18 protein-coding genes and 1 pseudogene are annotated in these 23,252 nt (G+C 32.1%); all 19 read left to right on the top strand.

Going from position 1 to position 23,252, the window contains the following annotated elements:
• Positions 1–204: 204 nt before the first annotated feature.
• The 19 genes and pseudogenes from ACHUE4_RS06530 (at position 205) to ACHUE4_RS06440 (ending at position 23,187) form a co-directional block, all read left to right on the top strand.
• On the top strand, positions 205–3,111 hold the full coding sequence (locus ACHUE4_RS06530) for an S-layer homology domain-containing protein (protein WP_394188569.1): 2,907 nt from the start codon (positions 205–207) through the stop codon (positions 3,109–3,111).
• 552 nt (positions 3,112–3,663) lie between these two features.
• Positions 3,664–4,158: a tetratricopeptide repeat protein gene (locus tag ACHUE4_RS06525; protein ID WP_394188568.1), complete on the top strand. Its 495-nt coding sequence runs from the start codon at positions 3,664–3,666 to the stop codon at positions 4,156–4,158.
• An 18-nt stretch (positions 4,159–4,176) separates the two neighbouring features.
• Positions 4,177–5,757, top strand: coding sequence for an O-antigen ligase family protein (locus ACHUE4_RS06520; RefSeq protein ID WP_394188567.1), 1,581 nt, complete (start codon positions 4,177–4,179; stop codon positions 5,755–5,757).
• Positions 5,741–6,664 carry a Wzz/FepE/Etk N-terminal domain-containing protein gene (locus ACHUE4_RS06515; protein WP_394188566.1) on the top strand — a complete coding sequence of 308 codons (924 nt, stop codon included), beginning with the start codon at positions 5,741–5,743 and terminating at the stop codon, positions 6,662–6,664. Before ACHUE4_RS06520 ends, ACHUE4_RS06515 begins: the two co-directional genes overlap by 17 nt.
• Before the next feature lie 15 nt (positions 6,665–6,679).
• Complete coding sequence (locus ACHUE4_RS06510) at positions 6,680–8,527, top strand: polysaccharide biosynthesis protein (RefSeq protein WP_394188565.1); 1,848 nt, start codon at positions 6,680–6,682, stop codon at positions 8,525–8,527.
• A 158-nt stretch (positions 8,528–8,685) separates the two neighbouring features.
• A pseudogene (locus tag ACHUE4_RS06505) lies at positions 8,686–8,984 on the top strand (sugar phosphate nucleotidyltransferase); the annotation flags it as partial.
• A 400-nt stretch (positions 8,985–9,384) separates the two neighbouring features.
• Positions 9,385–10,014 (top strand): sugar transferase, encoded by a 630-nt coding sequence (locus tag ACHUE4_RS06500; protein WP_394188564.1) that lies wholly within the window; start codon positions 9,385–9,387, stop codon positions 10,012–10,014.
• Positions 10,011–10,805, top strand: a complete 795-nt coding sequence (locus ACHUE4_RS06495; RefSeq protein WP_394188563.1) for an NAD-dependent epimerase/dehydratase family protein — start codon at positions 10,011–10,013, stop codon at positions 10,803–10,805. Before ACHUE4_RS06500 ends, ACHUE4_RS06495 begins: the two co-directional genes overlap by 4 nt.
• A gap of 20 nt (positions 10,806–10,825) precedes the next feature.
• A complete protein-coding gene (locus ACHUE4_RS06490) occupies positions 10,826–11,602 on the top strand; it encodes a glycosyltransferase (protein ID WP_394188562.1) in 777 nt (258 codons plus the stop codon).
• Positions 11,603–11,633: 31 nt separating this feature from the next.
• Positions 11,634–12,971: an O-antigen polymerase gene (locus tag ACHUE4_RS06485; protein ID WP_394188561.1), complete on the top strand. Its 1,338-nt coding sequence runs from the start codon at positions 11,634–11,636 to the stop codon at positions 12,969–12,971.
• Between the two features lie 87 nt (positions 12,972–13,058).
• Positions 13,059–13,874: a glycosyltransferase gene (locus ACHUE4_RS06480; protein ID WP_394188560.1), complete on the top strand. Its 816-nt coding sequence runs from the start codon at positions 13,059–13,061 to the stop codon at positions 13,872–13,874.
• Positions 13,871–14,590, top strand: a complete 720-nt coding sequence (locus ACHUE4_RS06475) for a glycosyltransferase (RefSeq protein ID WP_394188559.1) — start codon at positions 13,871–13,873, stop codon at positions 14,588–14,590. The genes ACHUE4_RS06480 and ACHUE4_RS06475 overlap by 4 nt, the downstream gene beginning before the upstream one ends.
• Positions 14,591–15,475, top strand: a complete 885-nt coding sequence (gene rfbA / locus ACHUE4_RS06470; protein ID WP_394188558.1) for a glucose-1-phosphate thymidylyltransferase RfbA — start codon at positions 14,591–14,593, stop codon at positions 15,473–15,475.
• 15 nt (positions 15,476–15,490) lie between these two features.
• Positions 15,491–16,042 (top strand): dTDP-4-dehydrorhamnose 3,5-epimerase, encoded by a 552-nt coding sequence (rfbC, locus tag ACHUE4_RS06465; RefSeq protein ID WP_394188557.1) that lies wholly within the window; start codon positions 15,491–15,493, stop codon positions 16,040–16,042.
• A gap of 18 nt (positions 16,043–16,060) precedes the next feature.
• Positions 16,061–17,092, top strand: coding sequence for a dTDP-glucose 4,6-dehydratase (gene rfbB / locus ACHUE4_RS06460; RefSeq protein ID WP_394188556.1), 1,032 nt, complete (start codon positions 16,061–16,063; stop codon positions 17,090–17,092).
• Positions 17,092–17,937: a dTDP-4-dehydrorhamnose reductase gene (rfbD, locus tag ACHUE4_RS06455; RefSeq protein WP_394188555.1), complete on the top strand. Its 846-nt coding sequence runs from the start codon at positions 17,092–17,094 to the stop codon at positions 17,935–17,937. Before rfbB ends, rfbD begins: the two co-directional genes overlap by 1 nt.
• Positions 17,924–18,910, top strand: coding sequence for a glycosyltransferase family 2 protein (locus ACHUE4_RS06450; RefSeq protein ID WP_394188554.1), 987 nt, complete (start codon positions 17,924–17,926; stop codon positions 18,908–18,910). The genes rfbD and ACHUE4_RS06450 overlap by 14 nt, the downstream gene beginning before the upstream one ends.
• Positions 18,911–20,001: 1,091 nt before the next feature.
• Positions 20,002–21,666 carry a glycosyltransferase gene (locus ACHUE4_RS06445; RefSeq protein ID WP_394188553.1) on the top strand — a complete coding sequence of 555 codons (1,665 nt, stop codon included), beginning with the start codon at positions 20,002–20,004 and terminating at the stop codon, positions 21,664–21,666.
• Between the two features lie 9 nt (positions 21,667–21,675).
• Entirely contained in the window at positions 21,676–23,187 is a 1,512-nt protein-coding gene (locus ACHUE4_RS06440) for an oligosaccharide flippase family protein (RefSeq protein WP_394188552.1), read from the top strand.
• Positions 23,188–23,252: the final 65 nt, after the last annotated feature.

The following is a 23,252-nucleotide window of genomic DNA, read 5'->3' as shown; positions in this document are numbered from 1 at the left end:
TATTACAATTAGAGTTACAATAGAATAATAATATGGAGAACTAGGTGGAATTAGGATCTATTCACTAATCCCTTCCATTTCCCGTTTGACATATTTTCACAAACAATTTATACTATTCAGTGTAATTGTTTTATCTACATACGTATTTAGAAATATGTTTGTAGTATTACTAAATTTATTCAAATTAGAGGAGGAATTTATTCGATGGCTCACCAACCAACGAAATCTCGCAAGTTTTTAGCGGGAACAGTAACAGCTGCTTTAGTAGCTACAGCAATCGTACCAACAGCAAGTGCAGCGGAGTTTTCAGACACTGCTGGTAATACACATGAAGATGCAATTAATGCATTAGTAGACTTAGGCGTAATTCAAGGTTATGAGGATGGAACTTTCCAACCGAACAAAACGTTATCACGTTCTGACGTAGTTAAAATGATGGGTAAATGGCTTGTATCTTTAGGATATGAAGTTCCAGCTGATTATGCATCAGTTCAACGTTTTGATGATGTTTCATTAACTGGTAACCAAGAGTTACTTAAATATGCTGCACTTGTAAAAGATCAAGGCGTATTTAATGGTAGCGGTGGTAAATTAGATCCAACAGGAGCTATCACACGTGAAAACATGGCATTAGTATTGGTTCGTGCTTATGACGCAATCAATGGTACTGATCTTGTTGCACACGTTGAAGGTCAAGAATTCGATAAAGAAGTAACTGACTTAAATTCAGCTAAAGCTGAAGCTCGTCCGTTTATCGATGTTTTAGATTTCTATGACATCACTTCTGTAGCTAATTTCGATCCAAAATCAACAACAACTCGTGGACAATTCGCAACGTTCTTGTTCAAGACTTCTAAAGTAGAAGCTCCAGTTGATGCTGTTGTAGAATTATCAACTGTTAACCCAACAGGAGTTAAAACCTTACAAGTTACTTTTAACAAACCAGTTGATTCTACTAAAGCAGTATTAGAAGTGAAAAAAGGTTCGGTTAAACAAAATGTTACTGGAATAACTTTCAATGAAGCTAAAACAGTTGCTACTATTGCATTAACTTCTAAAATGACAAAAGGTGACTATACTGTAAACGTTACTGGACTAACTGATGCAGTTCTTTCTAAGACAGTTGCTGTAGAAGATGAGAAAATCACTAAAATTTTATTCCCATCTGATTATGCAGTTATTGAAAATCATGTAGCTTCAGGTGATGTTGCTGGTGTTTCTCCAGAAAAAGATGGATTAAAAGCTTCATTGAAATTTGAAAACCAATATGGAGAAAATGTTACTGATTCTATCACTGGATCTGATGTAACTATTAGCGCATCTAAAGGAACAGTTGCTAGTTTAAACAAAGGTTCATTATCTTTGAAAAACTCTTCTGACTATACTGTAGGGGAAAAAGTTGTAGTTACAGTTGTTCATAATTCAACAGCTACGGTATCAACAGCGACATTGACTGTTGTCCAATCTGCAAATATTGCTAGCATTGCTGCAGGAACAATTACTACTGATGATGCTAAATTAAAAGATAAAACAATTTACGTTTCAACAATGTCTAACAATGCTTCGAAATACTATATTCCACTAACTGTGAAAGATCAGTATGGTAATGATCTTTCAGCATCAGACTTAGCAGGAATTACAGTAATTAGTTCGAATACAAAAATTGTAAAAACAGGTGCTTTTGTTACTAAAAACAACAAACCAGCTCTTGCTCTTGTTACACCTGATGCTACAGCTACTTATGGTACAGCTGTAATTACATTGGTTTCACCTTCTGGAGTTTCTACTAGTCTTCAAGTAGAAGTAAAAGAAAATGGTAAAATTGATGTTCTGACATTAGAACAACCTTCAAAAGAATTAAAACAAGGCGTTAAAGTTGCTGTACCTTTCACTGCTGCTGACCAGTATGGAAATGTATTAGCTTCAAGTTCTGATCTGCCTATCGCATCAGTTGCAGCAAACAAAATCACTTTCGTTGATGGAAGTTCAATCTCTGCAACAAATGGTACTTTATCTACAAAAGTTGACTATGTAAATGACAATAAACTTGTAGTAGAATTGACACCTGCTGGTAATGCAGAAACAGTTATATTAACAACTGTTACAGCAACAGGGAAAGTTCAAAATTTAACTTGGTCAGTATCAAAAGCACCAGTTTCAGTTGGTATATCTGGTCTTGATTCTACATTCTACACGGCTTTACAAGTAGGACAATCATCTGATGTTACTGGACTTGTTGATTTTGTGGATCAGTATGGAGAAGCAGTTAGCAAAACTGCTGGTTACAACTATACAATTACACCTGTTGATGGCGTTGCTGATACAGTAACTTATTCTAATGGAGTATTCACTGCAGCTTCTAAAGGTACAGAAGAATTCAAAGTTACTTTAACAGATGCTTCTAATAAAGTTCTTGATGAATATAACTTCACAATGGAATCTTTGGCACTTAGTGACTTAACAGGATTTGGTGTTGAGGACTTAGAGAAACATTATACTGGTGATAATGCAGGCGCTTCACATGATCAAACTATTGCAATTTTCGGTTTGAAAGGTGAGCAAGAAGTTAAAGTAAACCAGTCATTGATTGCTAATGTATCTATTACAAATGGCTTAACAGTTACAACTTCTGGAGATACTGTAACATTGGAATCTGTAACTAAAAATACTGACGGAGCAGATAAAACTGCAACTTTGACAGTATTAATTGAGGGTGCTAACGCTCCAGTAGCAGTTACTAAAGAAGTAGTTTATAGCAGTGCTGCACCAGTTGCCGCATCTGTTGATATCAAAAAAGGAACTACTAAGATTACTACGCCGGTAGTTGCGCTAAATAAAGCGGATATTACAGATATCTTAACAACAGGTAAAGGTACATTCTATTATGACTTAAAAGATCAATATGCTGTTACATCTGAGGATGTGCATTTCACAGTTACTAATATTGTAGATGCAGACGACCTAGGAACTTTATCAGTTGGAATTAACAATACAACTGGTGCTGTTACAATCGCCGATTCTCAAGGTGGTACTGCAGGAGATTCATTTGTAATTACAGCTACTACTAGCACTGGAATTACAAAAACAATCAAAGTTATCATTAACGATTAATTAATTCAGTAAAATTCAATATATATCCATTTACTGGATAAGTATACTCTGGTTCTTGATATCTTTGAAAAAAGACTCAAGAACCAGAGTTTTTTTAATATCTAGCTAAATTTTTAGGTTCAATAATAAATATTGGAATCAAATTAATGCATAAAAAAATGCACGACTTCATCCATTTTTTTTGCGCTCGAAATGAAGAGAAACAAATAGAGAATGGAGATGCATGCAAATGAATTTTTCATGTTTTTGCCAGATCTTGAAGAAGTTCAAATAACTAAAATGGAAAAGACTGATTTTGGGTTTGCTCTCTCTGTTGTTTTGTAACAATAAAAAAAGAGGGAAAGTATGACCCAGTATTCAAAATGCTTAATATAATTCAATGTTATAAAAATAAATCAATAGTATAAAAGTAAGTATTTAGAATAAAAATAGAATACGTAGTAAAGGTGAGTATTATATAAATCCATTATCACAAAGACTTTTGATAGAAATTGCTGTACAATAACAAGATATGGAAAATTATTAATTGGAAATTGAGAGGTTATAGAAGTTATGATTTTAAAAGATTCTACTAGGCGCAAAATCACATTTGGAATTGGTTTATTTATTTTAATTGGTCTATTCACTGCAAATATTATGGGGAAGAGACAGGACGAAGCTTTTATTAATGATCACCATACTTACAATCAAGCAGTTCAAAAATTGGAAGAAGGAGAATTTGAAGAAGCACTAAAAACAACTAAAGTTTTAGAGGTTAGTCAATCTTCTTCAGAAGCAGTGAACTACATTATTGGGCTTTCTGCAGCAAATTCTGGACAATATAATACAGCTCTACTACATATGCAACGTTTACTAGAAATTAATCCCCATAGAGTGGAAGATCCAATATTTATGATTCAATATGCAGAAATACTCTTAACTTTAGGTAATCAGGTTGCTGCTGAAAAGGTTTTGAATAAATGCTTGGAATTACCTAAACCGACAAATTATCCACAGTACGAAGAAAAAATTATTCAATTACAAGAGCAACTTGCTACTCAGTCATAAATAGGAGGATTAGAATTAATGGCTTCATATTATACTAGAAATACTGAATTTTATAAAGATGAAGAGGAAGATCGTCTATCCCGTAAGCAAGTGGACCGATGGATTTTTGTACTTCTAATGCTTGTAATATCTTTTGTACCGATTCTTATTGTAGGTAGTGTAAGAGACGTTATGAGTCCACATATTACAACAATCGAACAAATTTCATCAGGTGAAAAGGGTGATATTTTCACTCACTATAAATCAATAGCACTTATTGTAATAACAATCGGTGCAGTAATCCTTTTGTTTGCAAAAATATTTTTCATGAGTGGAGAGATTCGGAAGACTAAATTAAATATATTCCTAGGGGTTTTTATTGTTGCAGTAATAATTTCAACATTACTTTCTCCATCCATCTCAATTGCTCTTTGGGGTCAGTACAATCGCTCTGATGGAGCAATATCGTACATATGCTACATGATACTTTTTTTTGTTGCCATGAATATTGAATACTCAACTAGAAGGTTTCATTATGTTAAATACGGATTATATCCTTTTGTTTTTATTAACTTTATATTAATTACGATGAATTTTACTGGACACGATGCTATGACATATCCATTTTTTCAAAAGATGATAAGTATCTTCCTTCCTAAAGGAGCATCATTAAATGAAGGATCTATCATGTTGGGCACACTAAACCAGTGGAATTACATGAGCGGTATGTTCGCCATCATGACAGTCATGTATTTAGCTTGGGCAATTGTTGATTCGAATAAAATTAGAAGTAGTATAAATGTAGTCATGTCTGTTATTTCACTTTCGGTTATGCTAATGGCACTATCGACAAGTGGTTTTTTGACACTTGTGATTATTACACCGTTATTAATAGTCCTTGCAATTAAATCACTAAGTTTGAAAAAAGCGTTAATAGGACTCGCAATTTTCTTAATTCTTGGTGTATCGGCTTTTCATGTACTTGCAGAGAAGAATCCACGTGTATGGGATGAATCATTCGGATTTGTTATTAAAAAAAATCCATATACCGATACCGTAGTACAGACACCAACTATTGATTCCGGTGATTTAGATTTTACATTTGGACGTCATGTATATGCTGCTGAAAATACTTTTGAACTTCCTGTTTTACCTGAAAGAGGATATTCTGCATTATCAAACAGAGAATATATATGGAACAAAACTATTAATTTAACATTAGAAAGACCGTTGTTCGGGTTCGGACTGGATACGCTAATGTACCAATTTCCCCATTATAATATCGATGCACGTAAAGGGATATTGTCTGAAGATTTTATAGTAGACAAACCACATAATATGTATATCGGAGTTCTATATGGAACAGGTATAGTAGGGTTTATTGGCTTCGCAGGACTAGCCATAATAACTATAATTTCTGCACTAAAAGCTATCATTGTCAGGGAATATAGGATAGCAGCAATATTTGGTTTAGCATGGCTAGCATTCCTTACCCAAGCACTTGTCAACGATTCTCTACCTGCAACATCAGGTCCAATGTGGACAATTGCGGGTATGATGATGGCGATATTATTAACAAATAAAGATGTCGAGGAGAATACCGATGGAAGAAACGATTGAATTAAGAGAACTAATTGAAATAGTATGGAAAGGTAAATGGATAATTGCAGGACTAACAGCATTATTTATGTTTGCTGCTGCCATTTTCAGTTGGTTTGTCATTCCTGAAAAATTTGAATCTAAAGCGACTGTCCAAGTTAATAGTGGGGTTCAAGATACTGGGATTTTAACAAGCTTTGTAGCTGTGGAATTCACACCAGAAATTTTTTCGCAACGAATAAAAAATAGCAATCTCTTGAACGAGGCATTATCTGCATCTGGTGTAGAAAGTGAAATGTTCATAGAAGATTTGACCGTTATTGTTCAGGAAAATACAAATCTAATTGATTTAACGTATAAGAGTAATAGTGCTGAAACAGCACACGATCATCTGGAACTCTTTATCAACAAAACGAAAGATCGTATGAATACATCTGTTAAAAAGACGTTAACAGAACTTGAGAAGACATATACTACTGAAGCAAAACATTTATCAACTGAAATAGAAGTACTAATAGAGCAATATAATCAATTAATTGTTTCGAATAATTTACCTGAAATACTAACAATGCAAACGTTAGTCAATTCACAAATTATTATGTCAATTACTGATGAACAAACTCAAGCCCTTAGTAATATTGACGGAGCAATTCATAACGAATTAATGCAAATGCAAGCGCGAATTGAATCGAAATCCACAGAATATGGAAATGTTCTTAACAAGTATCAGTCTGTTAAAACTGGACTTGATAGTTTCAGACCAGATCCTTTTATTCGATTAATTGTTGAACCAACCCTTTCAGAGAAACCTGCTGCACCAAATAAACTATTAAATGTTGTTATTGCAATGATAATTGGGTTATTACTTGGAGTTGGTATTGTATTCTTTAGAAATTATTGGATTGAATCATCATCCAAAGCAAGTTAAGTGAGGTGGAAGATTATGACAATAGGTAAGCGTTATATATTTTTCACTCTTATGGATTCTATAATTGTCTTAACAGGAATTTATATGAGTTATTATTTACTCAATCCGAATTTAAATGTTTTTACTGTGCCAACATTGTTTATTAGTTCTATAACATTACTTTTCTCTCACCATATTGCTGCATCTTATTTTAAGCTATATCAAAAGTTGTGGAGAGCGGCTTCTGTCCAAGAGTTATTATCTATCGTAAATGCTGTTACGATATCAGTAGCTTCTGCAAGTGCTGTTCAATACGTTATTCAAAAAGATATTTACTTTCGGGTGCTAATAGTAACATGGATGTTTCATATTATAGCGATTGGGGGATCACGTTTTTTGTTAAGGATTTACCACTCGCATAATCAAAAGAAAGATCAGTATGAGTATAAACGTACCCTTATTGTGGGAGCTGGAGCTGCAGGAACGATGGTTGCTAGGCAATTATTAAACAATCAAAGTGCGGAGTTAAAGCCAGTAGCTTTTGTTGATGATGATAATTCCAAATACCACCTTGAAGTGTATGGCGTTAAAGTGGTAGGAAAGTTAAAAGAAATACCCAAAATAGTAAAGTCGGATAATATTGAAGTAATTGTCATAGCCATACCGTCAATGTCGAAAAAAGAAATGGCAGAGGTAACAAAACTTTGTGTTGATACAGGAATGAAAACTCAAATCATCCCTCTCATTGAAGATTTAATTACTGGTAAAGTTTCGGTTAATGAAATACGTGATGTGAAAATAGAAGATTTGCTTGGTCGAGAAGAAGTCAAATTAGATATGAAAGTAATATCGGAGAACATTTCAGGTAAAACAATTATGGTTACCGGAGCGGGTGGTTCAATAGGTTCCGAAATTTGCCGACAGGTAATGAGATTCTCGCCTAAGCAATTAATTTTGCTTGGACATGGAGAAAATTCCATTTATTTAATTGATATGGAGTTACATGCTAATTATGTAAATGAAGTAGAAATTATTCCTAAAATAGCTGATGTGCAGGATCGTGCAAGGATTTTTGACATTGTGGAGGAGTATAGACCAGATGTGATTTATCATGCGGCTGCTCATAAGCATGTTCCCTTAATGGAAGGCAATCCGATGGAAGCAGTTAAGAATAACATTTTTGGAACAAAGAATGTGGCTGAAGCTGCGGATACTTTTAGTGTTGGGAATTTTGTGCTTGTATCGACGGATAAGGCTGTTAACCCTCCGAACGTAATGGGAGCTACGAAACGTTTTGCGGAGATGGTTGTGCAAAACTTAGCTATGACTAGTAAAACTAAATTTGCGGCAGTACGATTTGGGAATGTACTAGGATCTCGTGGAAGTGTTGTTCCATTGTTTAAGAACCAGATTGCTTATGGTGGACCTGTAACAATTACTGATATGCGCATGACAAGATATTTTATGACGATTCCTGAAGCTTCGCGGCTTGTGATACAAGCTGGGACTTTAGCTAATGGTGGGGAAGTTTTTGTTCTGGATATGGGTGAACCGGTTAAAATCGTGGATTTGGCGAAGAATTTGATTAGGCTGTCAGGGTATGCAGATGGTGAGATTGAGATTAAAGAGTCAGGGATTCGTCCTGGTGAGAAGTTGTTTGAAGAGTTGATGAATGAGAGCGAAAGACAAAATGAGGTAGTTTTTCCAAAGATTTATATAGGGAAGGCTGTGCCGATAACGAAGCTTGAGCTTGCGTATTTGTTAGAGAAGATACCGTCCCTTTCCGGCATTGAGTTAAAAGAGACTTTAGTTGGGGTTGCTAATCAAAGGAATGTAGAGGTTAAGAGAGAAGGAGTTATGGAATTGGTGACTGGCAGCTTGTGAGTTAAGCTATTGCGAGCTCATTATCTTTAGGCGAAGGCGTCCCTTGCTGGCCGACAATTGGGATAAATTCTTTGTATTTACGGGCGTGTAATACGCCCTATTAATTTGATTATTATCGGTAAAAAATAGATAAACAGATTCTGTGAGGAGGAAATAAAATGAAAAAAGTTAGAAAAGCGATCATTCCTGCTTCAGGTCTTGGAAAAACGTTTCTTGCCTGCTACAAAAGCTATGCCGAAAGAAATATTGCCAATTGTTGATAAACAGACAATTAGAAGCAATTGCTTCAGGTATTGAATATATTATTATTGTAACAGGTAAAGAGAAACCTGCTATTTAAGATCATTTTGATCATGCATTTGACTTGAAAGAAAACTTGATTACAAAAGAAAACTTCGATTTGCTAGAAAAAGTGAGAGAAAGCTCGAAGGTTGAGATCCATTTTATACGTAAAAAATAACCACTTTGGTTGGGACATGCTGTACTTTTTGGAAAGATTTAGAAACTTTGATTTGACGGGCTTTTCAGGGGGAATATTCATAAAAACGTTTAAAACCATTTGAAGAACTGAGTATCGTAATTAGATTGAACGATAGAAACCTTGCGGGATAAAGGTTTGCGGCGTTTCTAGTGAGAATTATAGATTGATTGAATTGTATATATAGTAGGAAGAATCTCGGTTTGCAGTGCTAAAACAGTAAATATCTATTTTGTATTTGTTAAGTAGAATGAATAGATATTACGAGGTGGCTATCAGAAGTAGAAACGTTTTAGTATTTTAGTAGTTTGTTGGAAAGGTGAATGATTTTCAATTAAGTCCTAACTTACTAAATAACTTTTCAAGGAGTGTTATAGGCATGTATTTGGAAATTAAAAGATTGATAGATATTATTTTTTCTTTAATAGGACTTATCGTATTTTCACCCATTTATTTAATTCTAATTATTGCTATTAAGATTGACTCAAGAGGTCCTGTTCTGTTTAAGCAGAAACGTGTTGGAATAAACAAAACACATTTCAACATATTGAAATTCCGTACAATGCGCATAGATACGCCTAAGAATACTCCAACTCATTTATTAGAGAAACCGGAACAATACATTACTAAAATGGGGAAGTTTTTAAGAAAAACATCTCTTGATGAGCTACCTCAGATTTGGAATATCTTTGTTGGGGAGATGAGTATTATTGGTCCGAGACCAGCATTGTGGAACCAGTATAATTTGATTAAAGAAAGAGATAAGTATGGTGCTAATAATATTCTGCCAGGGTTGACTGGTTGGGCCCAGATTAATGGTAGGGATGAACTTCCTATTAAGGTAAAAGCTCAGTTAGATGGAGAGTACGTTGAGAGAATTAGTCTTTGGATGGATATCAAATGTTTTTTCTTGACTATTGTAAGTGTTATAAAGAGTGATGGGGTTGTTGAAGGCTGCACTCGTCATAAGAAGGAAGTTGCTAGTAGCAAGGAGAGCATTTTTAAATGAAAAAAATATTGATAACAGGAAAAAATAGTTATGTAGGGAACAGTCTAGCAAAGTGGCTTGACAGATATCCTGATAGCTATTCAATAGCTTTGATAAGTTTAAGAGATAATTCATGGAAGGAAAAGGATTTTTCTTTTTATGATGTTGTGTTTCATGTGTCTGCTGTCGTTCACCAAAAAGAAAAGCCTGTAATGAAAGAATTGTACTTTAAAGTGAATAGTGATTTGCCAGTTGAAGTAGCTAGCAAGGCAAAAGAAGCTGGCGTCTCACAATTCATCTTTATGAGTACGATGGCTGTTTATGGAGAAGAAGGCAAACTCGGACAAGAAGTGGTTATTAATCGTGATACACTAGTTGATCCAAAAACCTTTTATGGTGTCAGCAAGTTAGAAGCTGAGGCAGAACTTAACAAGTTAAATGATGCTAGTTTTAGAGTTGTTGTATTAAGACCACCAATGGTATACGGTCCAAATTGTCCCGGGAATTATGCTAGGTTAGAAAAGCTGGCAATCAATTTACCGGTATTTCCTTTAATAGATAATAAGCGAAGCATGCTACATATAGACAAGCTTTGTCAGTTTGTTAAGGAGTACATTGATGAAGATGCTGAAGGGTTATATTTCCCACAGGACGATGAGTACGTAAATACGAGCTTAAGGGTAAAAGAGCTGGCGGAGGCGAATGGAAAGACATTACACTTATCAAAAACTATAGGTATAGTCATAAAGCTAATTGGCAAAAGAGTTAATCTTATCAATAAGGTTTTTGGTAATTTGATTTATGAAAAATAGTGAAGATAGGGGTATCAATTATGGGTCAGGTAGATTTAAGTTTAGCAATTGTTACATATAACAATTCAAAGATAATAGAAAATACAGTAAAAAGCGTTGTGAGAAACATACCTAGTGAGTATTTGTATAAATTGTATATTATCGATAATGATTCAAAAGATAATACACTTGATTTAGTTAGAAGAATCAATGGAAATATTGAAATTGTTGAAGTTGGAGTTAATAAAGGATTTGGTTATGGACATAATACAATTCTGAATATCATAAATTCGAAATATCACTTTGTAGTAAACCCTGATATTGAAATAGAAAATTCAGATCAAATAAGAAAAATGGTGGATTATCTTGATAATAATCAAGATGTGGGGATGCTAACACCTCTAATTTTAAGTCCAGATCAATCAATTCAATACTTATGTAAAACTAACCCAACAGTTTTTGATATGTTGATTAGAAGATTATCGCCAAACCTTTTTAAAAAAAGGCAGGACAAATATGTTATGAAAGAAACTGGCTATAACAACATTATGAGACTTGATTACGCAACTGGTTCATTTTTGGTTTTTAGAACTGATGTTTATAAAAAACTAAAAGGTTTTGATGACACTTTTTTTATGTACCTAGAAGATGCTGATATAACAAGAAGAGTAAATCAGATATCAAAAGCAATATTTTATCCTGAAGCAAGAGTCATTCATGCGTGGGAGAGAAGTGGTCATAAGAGTTTTAAGTTTGCTAAAATAACAGTGCAATCCATGATTATTTATTTTAATAAATGGGGATGGAAGCTTTTGTGAATTACTACAAGATAAACTGTGGGAGGAATAAATGAAAACCTCGATCATAAACAAAAATCTTAGTTTTTTACTATTATTTCTTGTGTTCTTTTTAATAATGATTATATTGGCCGTATTATATTCAATAACTAATGATGTCAAATACATAGCTTTTTTTATTTGCAGTTTTGGTTCTTTCGCATATCTTTATGAGTATATAAGAACTGACTTTGATTGCTTTAATTCTGATGGCTTATTTTTTGGAGTATGGATTTTTACAATAGGTTTAGGTCAATTGAAATTAACATATACACAATCAACTTGGAATTATGAAATGTGGTTAATTGTGATAACAAGTTTATTTTCGTTTGCCTTTGGAAGTAAAATAATTGGTTTGTTTAGTAAAACCGTTGAATTAGTCATTATATCACCCACAGACAGAATGCAAGCAATTAAAAAGAACGTATCGCATAAGAAGATGAAAGTAGTTTTGATAATTTCATATATAATTTCTTTTTGTGCGTATTTTACTGAAGTGCTTCACGCAGGCACTATTCCTTTGTTTGGTGATAATATTGGAGATTATGCTAATTTTGGAATATCATATGTTCACTATTTAGTTATATCTATTGGAGCCATCTTAGTACTGACGTATCTTTATTTTGTTGTTTATTCGAAAGATGGACTTTTGAAAATTATGTTTGTAATGGGATTTGTGATGTTAATATCTATTTTAAATAGACACGTTATCATTTTCAGTGTAATTGGAATTCTCATGGTTAGAAATTATTTTGTAAAAAAGATTAAATTGAAAAACATTCTTTTACTAATATTTTTGAGTTTGATAGCATTTACCATTTTGGGAAGTTTGAGAAATGTTTCATCAGATTATTTAGTGGCTGCCATTGGTTATAAGGAAAAATATAACTTAGTATTTATGTGGACATACCATTACTTAACAGTTGGTTTTACAAACTTACAGAATGCGATTGAATTGCATCCTTCATTAACATATGGACTCCAAACATTCACCCCATTCTGGACTTTTACTGGTCTTAAGGCTCTATTTTCACAATCAGTTAATCCATATTTTTCTGGGGTAGGGACATTCCTTGAGGGGTATTATTTGGATTTTGGAGTAATTGGTATAATTATATTTCCATTTTTGTTAGGATTTTTTTCGAAGTTTATTTACTTGAAAATTACTACAACTAGAATCGGCATTATCAGCTTCACAATTTATTTCACTGTGGTAAATCAATTGGTATTTTTATTTTTTACCGATTATTTTTCGTATACTCATATTCCACTTCAGGTAATAGTCGCAGCCATAATTTATGTTTTCTCAAAAAGAAAAGTCAAATTAGTATCCTCTGATAGACAAATTTAAGAATAAATGTTTTCATCGTAATTTGAATTAGCAAACGTTATATCTAATATTAGTTTGTATATAAATTATTAAGTGGGAGATAGACACATGCTAAAAATTAATTGTGTTATAGTTGCGTACAACAACGAAATAGATAACCTAGATAATATTCGACCATTAATCACTAACAAGATTAATGCAAAGATTATTATTTGCGATAATAGTGAAAAAAAAGAGTTAAAAATTGCTAATTATAAATTCTGTGAAGAAAACTATATTAAGTATATTGATATGCACGGAAACAAGGGGCTTAGCAAAGCATATAACGAAGCAATTAAGGAATTAGATAACGATAGTTGGATGGTTATTTTTGATCAAGATACTGATATTTCCCAAGATTATTTTGTAGAATTAGGGAAATCATTAAATAGTTACCCTAACGTAAATATTCATGTTCCAATTGTGAAATCAAAAAGATGCCAGATATCACCAAGTCAACTAAAAAAATATAGAGTTAAGAGCATTGAACTTAGTACCCCTGGTATTTACACTGGCATTACTGCAATAAATTCGGGGATGGCTATAAAAAAAGAAGTATTCAACTTAGTAGGGAATTATAATGAAAAAATTTTCTTAGACTATTTGGATCATTTCTTCATTAAAGAATATCGCAAGCATTTTAAAGAAATTGCAGTATTTAATAGCATACTTAATCAAGATTTTTCTGATGATGATCATAGTAACTTTTTAAGAGATTTAAATAGGTTTCGAATATATTCAAATGATTTCTATGAGTTTTGTAAAGATAGTTTAGAAGGTAGAATTTATTGTTTGATGAAACTTTCATTTCGAGCGTCAAAGCTTTCAATGATGCATAAGAAACTTGATTTCTTTAAAATAGCTCTTGAAAGGAGAAAAGAATGAACGTTTCAGTAGCCATGGCGACATATAATGGGCAAGACTTTTTAATAGAACAAATTGATAGCATTATTAATCAGTTAGGTGCCCAAGATGAGTTGGTAATTAGTGATGATGGATCAACTGATAATACAATTGAAATCATCAATCACTATTTAAAAGACGATCGTGTAAAACTATATAAAAACCCAGATAGAGGCGTTATCAAAAATTTTGAAAATGCGATTAATAAAACACAAAATGAAATCATAATTTTATCAGACCAAGATGATGTATGGTTACCTAATAAGGTCAAGTATATAAAGAATGAGTTTAATGATAATAAATCTAAATTGATAGTAACTTCTGCGAAACGTGTGAATTCTGATCTTGAAGAGTTTGAGATAGATTCAATATACAACAGAAGTTGGCAAAAGGGGGTAATAAGAAATTTTGTTAAAAACACTTACATTGGTTGCTGTATGGCGTTTGATAGAACCCTGTTGGATAAAATTTTACCGTTTCCTTCAAATATTCCTATGCATGATGTTTGGATAGGATTATTGGCTGAATTAAATGAGATCGAAATCAAATATATTGAAGAACCTTTGATTTTATATAGAAGACATGGGAACACTGCTACAAATAATCACAGGAGCAAATTTAAGAAAATTGTATACTGGAGAGTGAATCTCTTCATTAATTTATTTCGAAGAATTAGAAAATTACAAGGAGGAAGTTAAATGAAAGGGATTATTTTAGCTGGAGGCTCAGGAACAAGGTTGTACCCATTAACTTTGGTTACAAGTAAACAGTTGTTACCAGTATATGACAAACCGATGATTTATTATCCGTTATCAATTCTTATGTTAGCTGGTATAAAAGATATTCTAATAATATCAACACCTCGTGATTTACCTAATTTTGAAAAACTTTTAGGTGATGGAAGCCAATTTGGTATTAATCTTAAATATACAGAACAGCCGTCTCCAGATGGGTTGGCCCAAGCGTTTATCATCGGTGAAGAGTTTATAGGTGATGACAATGTAGCAATGATTTTAGGAGATAATATTTACTATGGAAACGGGTTTACACCTATTTTAAAAGAAGCTGCTGAGAATGCTAAAGATGGCAAAGCTACTATCTTTGGATATTATGTTCATGATCCAGAACGATTTGGAGTTGTCGAATTTGATAGAAATGGTAGGGTCCTCTCATTGGAGGAAAAACCTAAAAATCCTAAATCAAATTATTGTATTACGGGTCTTTATTTCTATGATAATAGAGTTGTAGACTTTGCGAAAAAAGTAAAGACTTCTCATAGAGGAGAACTCGAAATTACTGATTTAAATAGAATGTACTTAGATGATGAAACGCTTACTGTCAAGCTCTTAGGTAGAGGTTTTGCTTGGCTTGATACTGGGACAATGGATAGTTTAGTTGAAGCTGCTGAGTTTGTCCAGATGATTGAAAAAAGACAGAGCATTAAAATTTCCGCACTTGAAGAAATTGCATACCATAATGAATGGATCGATAGAGAAACTCTATTAGCATCTGCTGTAAAATACGGAAAGTCACCTTACGGTGAACATTTAAAAAAGGTTGCTGAAGGTAAAATCCATTATTAGAAAAGAGGTAGATTAATGAATATTATAAAAACCGACATTGAAGATGTTTTAATAATTGAGCCAAAAATATTTGGAGATCATAGAGGATGGTTTACAGAAACATATTCCAAAGAAAAGTTTAGAGAGCTATGGAAAGATGTTGACTTCATTCAAGATAATCATTCTTTTTCTGCACAGAAAGGAACATTAAGGGGATTACATTTTCAGCTAAATCCTAAGGCGCAGGCTAAACTTGTTAGATGTACGAAAGGTAAAATACTGGATGTAGCCGTAGACATTAGAGAAGGATCTCCTACCTATAAAAAATGGTTTGCAGTGGAATTAACAGAAGATAATAAAAAGCAGCTATTAATCCCTAAAGGTTTTGCTCATGGGTTCCTAACACTTACAGATGATGTTGAAGTGCAATATAAAGTAGATGAATACTATTCACCTGAAAATGACAGAAGTATTCGATTTGATGATCCTGAAATTGGAGTAGTATGGGATGTAGATAGTCCAATTCTATCAGACAAAGATCTAAATGCGCCTTTGTTGAAAGATAGCGATATAAATTTCAAGTATTAGTGAAGTGAGGGAAATGGAATGAATGTATTAGTGACGGGTGGAGCAGGATTTATAGGGAGTAATTTTGTCTTACAAATACTGAAAGAGCATCCAACATATAGAGTTGTATGTTTAGATGCATTAACGTACGCAGGGAATTTATCTACATTAAAACCAGTTATGGAGAACGATAATTTTAAATTTGTAAAAGGTGATATTACAGATCGAGAATTAGTAAATAAGCTATTTGAAGAAGAAAAACTTGATTTTGTAGTTAATTTTGCTGCAGAGTCTCATGTAGACAGATCAATTGAAGATCCAGGAATATTTTTAAGAACAAATATCTTAGGTACACAAGTTTTAATGGATGCTTCTAGAAAATATGGAGTAAAGAGATTTCATCAAGTTTCAACAGACGAAGTATATGGCGACTTACCCTTAGATAGACCTGACTTGTTCTTTACTGAAGAAACTCCGATCCATGCATCTTCACCATATTCAGCATCTAAAGCCTCAGCAGATTTATTGGTACAGGCTTATCATAGGACATTTGGTTTGCCAATTACAATTTCGAGGTGTTCTAATAACTATGGACCATATCACTTCCCCGAAAAGTTGATTCCCCTTATTATAATCAGAGCGCTAAATGATGAACCATTGCCAATATATGGTACAGGCGAGAATGTTCGTGATTGGCTATTTGTTGGTGATCACTGCACTGCAATAGACCTTATACTCCATAAAGGGAGAGAGGGAGAAGTATATAATATTGGCGGTCACAATGAAAAAACTAATTTAGAAGTAGTAAAGGCAATTCTTAAAGAATTAGAGAAGCCAGAATCACTAATCACTTATGTAAAAGACAGATCTGGACATGATTTGCGGTATGCAATCGACCCATCAAAGACAAGAAGTGAGTTAGGATGGGAACCTACAACCTTATTTGATGAAGGTATAAAAATGACAATTAATTGGTATCTGGACAATCGTTCATGGTGGAATAACATTACTTCTGGTGATTATAAAGATTACTATGTTAATATGTACGGCGATAGAAAAGGTGAAGAGTAATGAAAGTTTTGGTAACAGGTGCTAATGGACAATTAGGATATGATGTGATAAAACGTCTAGATTCGGAAGGTATTGAGTACTTAGGTACTGACAGAAAATCCTTAGACATTACAAGTAAAGAACATGTGAGAAGATTTATAAGTGATTATTACCCTGAAGTTGTCATTCATTGTGCTGCTTACACCGCAGTAGATAAAGCTGAAGATGAAAAAGATTTATGCTATTCAGTGAATGTACTCGGAACAAAGTATGTAGCTGAAGCATGTAAAGAAATTAATGCAAAATTGGTATATATAAGTACCGATTATGTGTTTAATGGTGAAGGAGATCAACCGTTTGATGTTACAGACAAACCTAATCCAGTCAACTACTACGGTCAAACAAAATATGAAGGTGAATTAGAAGTCCGAAATAACGTGGTTAAATATTTTATTGTAAGAATATCCTGGGTTTTTGGTAGACACGGGAATAATTTTGTGAAGACTATGCTAAGATTAGGTAAAGATCGAGATGAGTTATCTGTAGTTGCAGATCAAATTGGGTCTCCTACTTATACTTACGACCTAGCGCAGCTTTTAGTTGAAATAATTCAATCAGATAAGTTTGGAACCTACCATGCCGCTAATGAAGGTTATTGTAGCTGGTATGATTTTGCATGTGAGATATTCAAGCAGGCTGGGATTAATGTTAAAGTAAAGCCTATAAAGAGTGGAGAATATCCAACAAAAGCTAGAAGACCAAAGAACTCAAGATTGTGTAAAGACAAAACATGGAGTGCGTTTGCTTATAAACTAGAAGATTGGGATGATTCATTGAGAGGTTTTTTGGATTATGAAGAAGATTAGTATAGTTGTACCAATCTTCAATACAGAAAAGTATTTAGAAAAATGTATTAAGTCAATTTTACAGCAATCATACGAGAATATTGAGTTGATCCTAATAAATGATGGTTCAACAGATTCAAGTGGAAAAATCTGTGATGATTATTCAAAAAAAGATTGCAGAATCAAGGTTAGGCATAAAACTAATGGAGGGCAATCCTCTGCTAGAAATTTGGGAATTGATCTAGCAACCGGTAGTTATATTGGATTTGTTGATAGTGATGATTGGATTAAGACTGATATGTACGAGAAACTCTTAAAGACTGCTTTGGAAACAAAATCCGAGATTGTTGCTTGCAATCTTTCTTTAATGACTAAAAAAGGTAAATTTAGAAATTACACTGAATCTGATAGAAATATAGAATTTGATAAGATTTCTGCTATGAGTGAAATATTTAGAAATAAAATTTTGACTTTTAGCCCTTGCAATAAGTTGTATAAAAAACATCTTTTTGAAAATTTGAGATTTGACGAAAAAATTATTTTAGAAGATAAAGATATATCATATCAGTTGATAGACAAATGCTCTAGAGTTTATTACATTATAGAACCTTTGTATTATTATAGATACAATCCTGTAAGTACTCTAAGAGGTAAATTTACAATCAAAAGAATTGATGAGTACTTAGTTCAGAAAAGGATGTATGGATATTATTCTGTAAACTACCCTTCATTTTCAAATAGGGTTTACTTCAATGTTTTCGAGGTAGGTTTATTCTTATTTTCAACTATGAAGGCTGAAAACAACGTTAATTTTAAAGAGTACTTATATTTGATTGATTTTGATAAAAATAAATTAAGACAAATCCTAGTTGAAAACGATATCAATACAAGAGATAAGATTAAAATTCAAATTTATTTAATAGCGCCTGAATTAATTATCTTAATATTAGGACTTAAGCACAAAATGAGAAAGATTAAAACATTTATAGTTTAAAATCTTGAGAAGATTTCCATAATACATATTTCGGGCTATCTAAAGAATAAAGTTAAAATACATTTTTAAGTCTCATTTAATGTAATTTATCTCATTATACAAGTTGGAAATATGTTTTTATATGAATCTTCCAGAATGATTATGTACAACATATGATCTATATATATCATCTTTTAGATTCATATTAATAATCTAAAATAGGGTGCTGAAGTTGAGCTAAGCTATAATAATGTGATTCCCTTTTTGTTCGTTATTCCTAGGAAAGAGAGCTCCCTAACCAAATTGTAACTCTAGTGAGGTAAAACAGAAGTAGATTGATGATGGAAGTCTCTATTAAAATCCGACGAAGCCCCATAGTGTAGAATCAATCAATACTGTGCATGCAAAAATACTCTCAAGTTCGATACTAAGTAAACTTGGCTTTCATAACAGAAAGTCAAAATATTTTTGTAACATTATGAATTTAGGAAAACTGAATAATTTCAAAATGTTTGTCTTATAAAAATAGAATCAGGTCCTACTGGCTTCCATGTTATAAACTTTGACAAGAATATTACTTCTCTCCAAGCTATAAGTAGTTAAGATTGATAGGGTGAACACATATTCCCACCTTAAAACCTAACAGCAGAAGTTGAGACCACTGGTTTTTATGAAAATATAAATCCGTCATTCTTCCGAGAACACTAATGCTATGATAGATATACATGAGAATATGAGTTATAAAAGTAAACAGAGCTAGCAGAGAATTTACATGCTGTCACCTCGGAGTTAGTTGCCCCATACTAAACAACTCTTTTAATCGAGAAAGGGTTTATTTTAGACATAAATAATTATTGCAAGAGAAAACTTAAGGTGATCTATCTCGAGCTGTTATAGTATGGAGTCGACGCATATTTAAAAAATTGCTAAATTTAACTATGTAGATTTACCATATAGGAATAAAACATATATCCATTTCTTCTATCACCACTTACCTATATTATTTTTACATTGCTAATAATTGCCCGAAGAGACATCAGTGCATATATATTTATTGAAATCAGAAATAACTGCTAAGAGAGAGATATATATAAACGAAAGGACGAGAATATATGTTTGCAAAGGTGTTAGTAGCGAGTCCCATAAGACAACATCCGGATATATTAAACGAATTTCTAATTTCTTTAGAAGAGCTTGATAAAGAAGATTTAATTGTTCATTATTGTTTTGTAGACGATAATGTAGATTTTAAATCAAAACAAATACTTGAAAATTTTTGCTCTCGGAATAAAGTTTATTTACTAGAAAATGATTTAAACTTAACAGAAGAATATGTATGTGATCATGAAACTCACCACTGGAAAGATAGCATAATCGAGAAAGTAGCAAGATATAAAAATCGAATGCTTGATTTTGCAAGAATAAATAATTTCAATTATATTTTTTTTGTGGATTCAGATATTGTTATGCATCCCAAAACGTTAAAACAACTACTCAACTCAAATAGAGATATAATTTCAAATATATTTTGGACCCAATGGATAGAGGGAGGAGTCCTCGAGCCTCAAGTATGGCTTCAAGATGTTGGGAAGTTGTACATAAAAAATCCTGATGAAAAATTATCAAAATTCGAAATTAGACAAAAGTCTAATGAATTTAGAAATATGCTAAAAATTCCTGGAATTTATAAAGTCGGTGGTTTGGGTGCATGTACATTAATTAGTGGAAAAGTATTACAAACTAATATAAGTTTTAGTAGATTAGAAAATATTTCGTTTTGGGGTGAAGATCGTCATTTCTGTATAAGAGCAGTGGCTCATGGATTTGATTTATTCGTGGATACACATTACCCTTCCTACCATATATACACACTTAAACATTTATCTGGTATAAATGAATATAAAGAAAGTGGTTATTTTTTCTCTGAAAATAATACTCTAAAAATGAATCTAAAGCGCAAGGTTAAAAGTACATTAATAAAAGTACCAGATATACCTACCCAGATTCGTGTTTTGTTAAAAAGCTACTATAAAATACTATTAACTGAAATAAAATCTTATAAAAGAGTAGTAAAAAATGACAATAAAATAACACTATCAATGGTGGTGAAAAATGAAGAAGGCAGATATATCGAAGAGGTATTAAAACATGCTATAAAATATGTTGATAATGTAGTAATAATTAATGATGGAAGTACAGACCGTACTGAAGAAATTTGCGAAAATATATTGAAAGATATTCCACATAAGATAATCACAAACAAAATTAGTTTATTTAGTAAGGAGTATAAACTTAGAAAACAACAGTGGGATGAAACATTAAAAATGGATCCAGACTGGATTTTAGCTCTTGATGCAGACGAAGTCTTTGAAGATGAAATGATACTGCAGGCTAGAGAATTAATAAGAAACAATAACGTGGATGCATATTCGTTTAAATTATTTGACATGTGGAATGATAATTATTATAGAGAAGATATATACTGGAATGCCCATAAAAGATACACTACATTTTTGATTAGATATCAACCACATTTTAAGTATCGTTTTAATAAGACAAATCAACATTGTGGTAGACTGCCAAAAAATATTAACAATTTACAAACAGAAAAATCAGATATTAGACTCAAACATTTCGGGTGGGCTAGAAAAGAAGACCGTCATAAAAAGTTTGAAAGATATATGAAACTAGACGGCAAAGGAAGATACGGTATTATTGAACAATATGAATCCATTCTTGATAAAAATCCAAATCTTGTATTATTTGATGAAAAGTAGGTAATATTAATGAAGGAGAAGAAAAATGGTATATTAATAACATATCTAACCCTATTTTTAACCAATATTACAGGAATATTATTAATCCCCATTATCATTTCATTTGTAGGGAATAGTCAATTTGGATTATATTCTTTAATAGGTGCTTTAGTAAGTTATTTAACTATTATGGATTTTGGCCTTGGAAATACAGTTATTAGATATGTTGCAAAATATCGAGAAGAGAAAAATAAAACAGCAGAAGAAAATTTTATTGCAATCTCTTTGTTATTGTATTCGGTAATTATTGTTTTAGTTGCAATTTTGAGCATGATTTTTTATATGAATATTGACAATGTTTTTAATAATTTTAATGATTCTCAATTAGTTCAAGCTAAACAGATGTTTTTCATTCTGGCATTAAACATAATGGTGACTATGCCCAATCATACTTTTAATGGTATATTATTTGCGTATGAAAAGTTTGTTTTTCCAAAGTTAATTAGTTTGATTAGAGTGGTCATAAGGTTCGTGGTAATTATAATCTGTCTTAATATAGGGTTTGGAATAATCGCAATTGTAATTATTGATACCATACTGAATATATTAATAATGGTAACTAATATTTATTATGTTTTTAGATATTTAAAAGTAAAGATTAAAATAAACAATTTTGATAAAATGTATATCTTTCAAATTTTCTCATTTTCATTTTTTGTGTTTATTAATGTGGTAATAGATCAACTTTATTGGAAAATAGATCAAACTATTTTGGGGATAATGGTCAATACGAGTGCGGTTGCCTTATATGCAATTTCAATGACGATTGTTGCTGGATATATAAGTTTATCTACATCAATAAGTAGTATCTTTTATAGCAAGTTGACCCGATTGGTCGTTAATGAAGCTAGTAATGAGGAATTAAATAATTTTATGATAACCATAGGAAGATTACAATTAATAGTATTAGGATTTTTTCTATCAGGATTTATAATTTTCGGAAAATCATTTGTTTATCTGTGGTTAGGGGTGGAATATGAGTTAGTTTATTATGTAGTATTAATGATAATAGTACCATTCACGATACCTTTAGTTCAGAATGTTGTAGGTAATTTAGTTCAGATAAAAAATAAACATTCTATAATGGCAATTATTAATCTATGTGTTTCTTTAGTAAATATAGTTTTATCAATAGTATTAGTCAAAAAAGTTGGGGTCTTGGGTTCGGCTATAGGCACTATGATTTCAATTATAGTAGGTAATATAATAATTACAAATTATTTTTATAGTAAAAAGATGATGATTAATATCAAAAGTTTTTTTAGTTCGCTATTTACAAATTTAATTCCAGCGATATTAATATGTTTAATAATAAGTAACTTAGTTATAGAATTATCTTTTGGGAGTACAACAACGTCCTGGTTTTATTTTTTTATATCATCGTTTATTTTTATACTTTTTTACTTTACTTTAATTTACATTATTGGTTTAAATGATAATGAAAGAAGTTTAATAAAGAGATTCCTATTGAGAAAATTATAATCCACGAGAATGCTCAATAGTAAAGAATGATTAAAATTCTTTGTCTAACGTCACTGGTGTTGAAA

Source organism: Paenisporosarcina quisquiliarum (assembly GCF_043641925.1).
Taxonomy (GTDB): Bacteria; Bacillota; Bacilli; order Bacillales_A; family Planococcaceae; genus Paenisporosarcina; species Paenisporosarcina quisquiliarum_A.
This window is presented reverse-complemented; position numbering and strand designations above follow the sequence as displayed.

Excerpts from the sequence above, each read along its gene's own strand:
- ACHUE4_RS06515 (WP_394188566.1), top strand. The coding sequence starts at position 5,741 with ATGGAAGAAACGATTGAATTAAGAGAACTAATTGAAATAGTATGGAAA.
- ACHUE4_RS06450 (WP_394188554.1), top strand. The coding sequence starts at position 17,924 with ATGAAGAAGATTAGTATAGTTGTACCAATCTTCAATACAGAAAAGTAT.
- ACHUE4_RS06510 (WP_394188565.1), top strand. The coding sequence starts at position 6,680 with ATGACAATAGGTAAGCGTTATATATTTTTCACTCTTATGGATTCTATA.
- ACHUE4_RS06520 (WP_394188567.1), top strand. The coding sequence starts at position 4,177 with ATGGCTTCATATTATACTAGAAATACTGAATTTTATAAAGATGAAGAG.
- ACHUE4_RS06480 (WP_394188560.1), top strand. The coding sequence starts at position 13,059 with ATGCTAAAAATTAATTGTGTTATAGTTGCGTACAACAACGAAATAGAT.
- rfbA (WP_394188558.1), top strand. The coding sequence starts at position 14,591 with ATGAAAGGGATTATTTTAGCTGGAGGCTCAGGAACAAGGTTGTACCCA.
- ACHUE4_RS06490 (WP_394188562.1), top strand. The coding sequence starts at position 10,826 with ATGGGTCAGGTAGATTTAAGTTTAGCAATTGTTACATATAACAATTCA.
- ACHUE4_RS06440 (WP_394188552.1), top strand. The coding sequence starts at position 21,676 with ATGAAGGAGAAGAAAAATGGTATATTAATAACATATCTAACCCTATTT.
- ACHUE4_RS06525 (WP_394188568.1), top strand. The coding sequence starts at position 3,664 with ATGATTTTAAAAGATTCTACTAGGCGCAAAATCACATTTGGAATTGGT.
- ACHUE4_RS06485 (WP_394188561.1), top strand. The coding sequence starts at position 11,634 with ATGAAAACCTCGATCATAAACAAAAATCTTAGTTTTTTACTATTATTT.
- ACHUE4_RS06500 (WP_394188564.1), top strand. The coding sequence starts at position 9,385 with ATGTATTTGGAAATTAAAAGATTGATAGATATTATTTTTTCTTTAATA.
- rfbC (WP_394188557.1), top strand. The coding sequence starts at position 15,491 with ATGAATATTATAAAAACCGACATTGAAGATGTTTTAATAATTGAGCCA.
- ACHUE4_RS06530 (WP_394188569.1), top strand. The coding sequence starts at position 205 with ATGGCTCACCAACCAACGAAATCTCGCAAGTTTTTAGCGGGAACAGTA.
- ACHUE4_RS06495 (WP_394188563.1), top strand. The coding sequence starts at position 10,011 with ATGAAAAAAATATTGATAACAGGAAAAAATAGTTATGTAGGGAACAGT.
- rfbD (WP_394188555.1), top strand. The coding sequence starts at position 17,092 with ATGAAAGTTTTGGTAACAGGTGCTAATGGACAATTAGGATATGATGTG.
- rfbB (WP_394188556.1), top strand. The coding sequence starts at position 16,061 with ATGAATGTATTAGTGACGGGTGGAGCAGGATTTATAGGGAGTAATTTT.
- ACHUE4_RS06475 (WP_394188559.1), top strand. The coding sequence starts at position 13,871 with ATGAACGTTTCAGTAGCCATGGCGACATATAATGGGCAAGACTTTTTA.
- ACHUE4_RS06445 (WP_394188553.1), top strand. The coding sequence starts at position 20,002 with ATGTTTGCAAAGGTGTTAGTAGCGAGTCCCATAAGACAACATCCGGAT.